Source organism: Bacillus sp. 22483 (genome assembly GCF_052044605.1).
Classification (GTDB): domain Bacteria; phylum Bacillota; class Bacilli; order Bacillales; family Bacillaceae; genus Bacillus; species Bacillus altitudinis.
The window spans coordinates 1-891 of sequence record NZ_JBQENU010000027.1 but is presented as its reverse complement, the minus strand read 5'-3'; the positions used below and the strand labels follow the sequence as shown (position 1 = coordinate 891).

Sequence of the window (891 nt, the reverse complement as noted above, 5' to 3'; positions counted from 1 at the left end):
ATGGTGGAGGATGACGGGCTCGAACCGCCGACCCTCTGCTTGTAAGGCAGATGCTCTCCCAGCTGAGCTAATCCTCCATATTATGTCGTTTCGAATGTCTCTCGATCTGACAAATAGTATTATATAACGATAAGATATTGTTTGTAAAGACTTTTTTAAAATAATTTTTGAATTTATTTTAAAGCTATTTTTTCACATCTTTTCGTTAAGGCACCTAAAGAAGTTTACCACTTGTCTCTTCATTTTAAAAGTCTTTTTTTCATTTTTTTATGTTTTTTTGTTAAAAAGGGGATTAATAGCGCTTTTTCAATGTAAAAACAGCTCTTTTAAAGCTGAAAAATGTTTGTTTTATTCCTTAAATCCTCAGATAACGTGCATATAGAAACGAATTTTTTTATTATTTTATTTTTCCGAGAAACCATTTTGTATATTTGCTTTATATTAAATTGATCCTGGTCATTTTCCAAAAATTCGTCTCAATGTTCCCTTGCCTCATCAAACATTGTGTTGCTTAACTCAAATCTTCCTCCCCTCTCTCATTAGCAAACCAAGATGCCCTTTTCTCTCTTATGTAGGTTTCAATGATCTAGCAGCAAGCGCAGTTCGCTACATATGGTTGCCAGAGGAGAAGATCCTTTTTAGACATGTTTACTCTTTCGATGTTGACTCTTAGCAAGATGAGTGAGCGACGAGATTCGATGATAAGAATTTTATAGAATGTCTAGAATTCCAGTGAAGGGGATGAAATGAATGAGTTATTGAGAATGTAGTGAAAGACCACTATTTTCAATATAAATAGATATATCATTTATTAAAACACAAAAAAGACCAGTTCCGATTGGAACTGATCCTTTGAAAGGCTTGGCGGCGTCCTACTCTCACAGGGGGAAA

General features: G+C 34.6%; 1 tRNA gene. It reads right to left on the bottom strand.

Annotation, left to right across the window (positions count from 1 at the left end):
- Position 1: 1 nt before the first annotated feature.
- Positions 2-77 (bottom strand) — tRNA-Val (locus tag ACTJJQ_RS19215).
- Positions 78-891: the final 814 nt, after the last annotated feature.